Below are 3,545 nucleotides of genomic sequence, written 5' to 3'. Positions count from 1 at the left end.
CCGAGCACGCTCCCATTCACGGACTCTGATCGGTTTAGCCATAGCCACCCCCTGCTGATTGCAATGAATTTGGAAACGCTCTAGTCATACCAATTCCCCCGTAGTCAAACCTGTAGGCTAGGGAAACGTCAGCAATGGACATCACAGCATTGTCCCTAAACTCTGTGTGTGAACCAGCCAATGCTGGCCGTTGCAAGCTAGAACTGGTGAGACATCATAGCAAGCCTATGATCACAGGGTAACAATCAGCCGCTGTTTGTTACGTGTCGTCTATGACTGCAGCCACGTTGCTCTGGGATAGCCCTGCCTTACTGTGGCTTAGGTGCCCTAGGGCGCGATCGACTCAAGACTGCCTTTACCGCCTGTTGTTGATCACGGCGTGTCAACCACTGGTGATAGGTGCGCGTGTGCACAGCTACCGAGTGCCCCATCATCCGGGCAGCTACAGTATCAGGCAAGCCAAAGTGAATAGTGCGTACAGCCCAAGCATGGCGCAAGTCATAGGGTGAGAAGGGCAGATGATACCGTTGGAACTGATTAGTGACCAATTGTCCAATACGACGCAACGTGGTTTGGGTTAGATCGGTATTGACAGCAGGTAGTCGGATCTGGCGCAAATTAAATTGGTCTACCCATTCCGGATAAAAGGGCCAAACTTCATGGTAGCCCGTCTTAGTACTATCTTGCACACAGATAGGAGCTTCTGGATCTCCCTGTTGAAGCGCTGTGTAGTCACAAAAAAATACTTCATGGTTCCGGAGACCATAGGTAGCCATGATGCCGTAGACAAATTGCCACTGGGTGTTGGGAATTTGGTCAAACCAGTGCACGATTAAATCATCGCTGGGCAGTTCTCGCAGTTTAGTACGGCTATTGCCATAGCAGCCTCGGAGTGTTTTCAGGTCAATCGTAAGGTCAAGGTGGAGAAACTGAGCAAGATCAGCAAGGGCTGTGCAACAGGCTTGCCGACTGCGAGAGTCTGCTGGTGTGGATTGAACGGTAGCAACGATCGCCTGCTCTAGGGTCAACTTGGGACGATCGCGCACCACGGCTTGCAATTTTCGCAGGTAGGGCAGGTAGGCGGTATCCCACGTGGTTTGAGTAGAGGCCAAATTTTTTGCTCGACGTGATTGTTGATAAAAATAGCGCTCGTAGTCCAATAGGGTTGTGGTCAACGTGGCCACATCTAAGCGATTATGGGACTCATGCCGTAAATACTTGTTCCAGTCAAAGCTCGCTTGTAACAACTCAGCGGCAATAATTTTCATCTGGCGTTCGGCTTGTTTTAGCCCTGCCGTTGTTGCCGGTAAATTGAGGCTTAAGCGCTGTTGATGGGGACGATCGTGAGTGCTATGGGGACGCGGTGGCAATATGCCCCGTAAACACAACGATTTGCCCCGGCGCTCGATGGTTAGTCCCATCTGGGCTGACTTCATGCGCTGGTTAATAGCTTGAATTTGTTGGTCTATGGATCGCAGAGCAGTTGTCATACTGGGCTATGCGGATAAACTCAAACTAGTTAAATGACTAGATAAGCTGTTACTCAAACCTTGTAAACCAGTGATCCATTATTCCTGTGTTAATGGAACTTATTGTTAAAATAGGTTACAAATCTAATAGTGCTTAACACACGAGGACTAATAGCTGCCATGGGGCGTAAAGGAGTTTTATTACTGAATCTAGGTGGGCCGGATCATTTGGAAGATGTCCGTCCCTTCCTCTATAACCTATTTTCTGATCCAGAAATTATTCGCCTACCATTTCCTTGGATGCAAAAGCCCCTAGCATGGCTAATCTCTACAAGTCGCGCCCGTAAGTCGGCTGAGAACTATCGGCAAATTGGAGGCGGCTCGCCACTGCGACGAATTACCGAAGAACAGGCCATTGCTCTCCGTAATTGCTTGTTACAAAAGGGAGAGGATGTGCGGGTGTACGTAGGTATGCGCTATTGGCACCCATTCACTGAGGAAGCGATCGTACGGATTAAGCGCGACGGTATTGACCAGTTGGTGATTCTTCCCCTCTATCCCCATTATTCGATTAGCACCAGTGGTTCTAGTTTCCGCTTGCTAGAGCGGATTTGGCAAGAGGATCCTAGTCTTGCTCGGATTGAACATACAGTAATTCCCTCGTGGCACAATCGTCCGGGCTATCTCCAGGCTATGGCTGACCTTATTCGTCAAGAGCTAGATAAGTTGCCAAATCCCGATGAGGTGCACATCTTCTTTAGCGCCCATGGAGTGCCTGTTAGCTACGTAACAGAAGCTGGTGACCCCTATCAACGCCAGATTGAAGAATGTACTGAACTGGTTATGCGCACACTAAACCGTCCTAACGCCTATACATTGGCCTATCAGAGCCGAGTTGGCCCGGTGGAATGGCTGCAACCCTACACCGAAGACGCGATCGCGCAGTTAGCCGCCCAAGGTGTGTCTAGCCTGCTGGTAGTTCCCATCAGCTTTGTGTCAGAGCACATCGAAACGCTGCAAGAAATTGATATTGAATATCGAAAGTTAGCCGCGGAGCATGGCATTCAAAACTTTAACCGTGTGCCAGCCCTGAATACCCATGCAGGCTTCATCAACGACTTAGCCGATCAGGTGCTAGAAGCGTTGAATGCCCCTAGTGTCAAACTTTCGCAAGTTACAGAAGTCCAAAAACCAGTGAAGATCTATCCTCAAGAACGTTGGCAATGGGGCATGACCACAACGGCTGAAGTGTGGAATGGCCGTTTAGCAATGGTAGGCTTTTTAGTGTTGGTCATTGAGTTAATTAGCGGCAAGGGACCACTACACTTTGTTGGGTTGTTGTAGCCATTGGAATGCCCTACACCTATCAATATCCTCGACCTAGCCTTACCGTTGACTGCGTTGTATTCGGGTTTCATCTAGACCAAAAAGACCTACAGGTCGCCCTTATACAGCGGCGCTTGCCACCATTTGAGGGTCGATGGGCTTTGCCGGGTGGCTTTGTACGGTTAGAAGAAACCTTGGAAGCAGCCGCCCTGCGTGAACTGCGAGAAGAAACAGGTATCACTCAAGTGTTTTTAGAACAGCTATACACCTTTGGGGATTTGGATCGGGATCCTCGTGAACGGGTGGTTAGTGTAGCTTATTATGCATTGGTCAATATTAACGATCACCAAATTCGAGCCGCCACAGATGCTAGTAATGCCGCTTGGTTTTCTGTCAATACCTTGCCTGTCCTTGCTTTCGATCATGAGAAGATTTTGACCACAGCACTGACACGTCTAAAGGCCAAAGTGCGCTACGAACCGATCGGCTTTGAGCTGTTACCTAAGAAATTTACGCTGTTTCAGCTACAAACGCTATACGAGACGGTTTTGGGGAGGCCGCTCGATAAGCGCAACTTCCGCAAAAAAATCCTCAGTATGGATCTGCTTCATGAGCTAGACGAAACGCAGCAGAATGTGCCCCACCGGGCTGCTCGCCTACACGAGTTTGACGAGGAAAAATATCGCTACCTCAAAACCCAAGGCTTTAACTTTGAAATCTGACCGAAATTATTCACAGCCTCTGCCAAGA

Annotated in this window: 3 protein-coding genes; 2 read left to right on the top strand and 1 reads right to left on the bottom strand. The window is 49.1% G+C overall.

Annotated elements, in window-relative coordinates; genetic code table 11:
* Positions 1-308: 308 nt before the first annotated feature.
* On the bottom strand, positions 309-1,490 hold the full coding sequence (locus tag NZ772_15860; protein MCS6815031.1) for a site-specific integrase: 1,182 nt from the start codon (positions 1,488-1,490) through the stop codon (positions 309-311).
* 159 nt (positions 1,491-1,649) lie between these two features.
* On the opposite strand from NZ772_15860, the gene hemH reads away from it, so the two are divergent.
* A complete protein-coding gene (hemH, locus tag NZ772_15855) occupies positions 1,650-2,813 on the top strand; it encodes a ferrochelatase (protein MCS6815030.1) in 1,164 nt (387 codons plus the stop codon).
* Positions 2,814-2,821: 8 nt separating this feature from the next.
* On the top strand, positions 2,822-3,517 hold the full coding sequence (locus NZ772_15850; protein MCS6815029.1) for an NUDIX hydrolase: 696 nt from the start codon (positions 2,822-2,824) through the stop codon (positions 3,515-3,517).
* Positions 3,518-3,545: the final 28 nt, after the last annotated feature.

It is taken from the genome of Cyanobacteriota bacterium (assembly GCA_025054735.1).
Lineage (GTDB): Bacteria > Cyanobacteriota > Cyanobacteriia > SKYG9 > SKYG9 > SKYG9.
This window is presented reverse-complemented; position numbering and strand designations above follow the sequence as displayed.

What these genes read in the sequence shown, in the direction of transcription:
- NZ772_15860 (MCS6815031.1), bottom strand. Translation starts at nt 1,490, where the DNA reads ATGACAACTGCTCTGCGATCCATAGACCAACAAATTCAAGCTATTAAC.
- hemH (MCS6815030.1), top strand. Translation starts at nt 1,650, where the DNA reads ATGGGGCGTAAAGGAGTTTTATTACTGAATCTAGGTGGGCCGGATCAT.
- NZ772_15850 (MCS6815029.1), top strand. Translation starts at nt 2,822, where the DNA reads ATGCCCTACACCTATCAATATCCTCGACCTAGCCTTACCGTTGACTGC.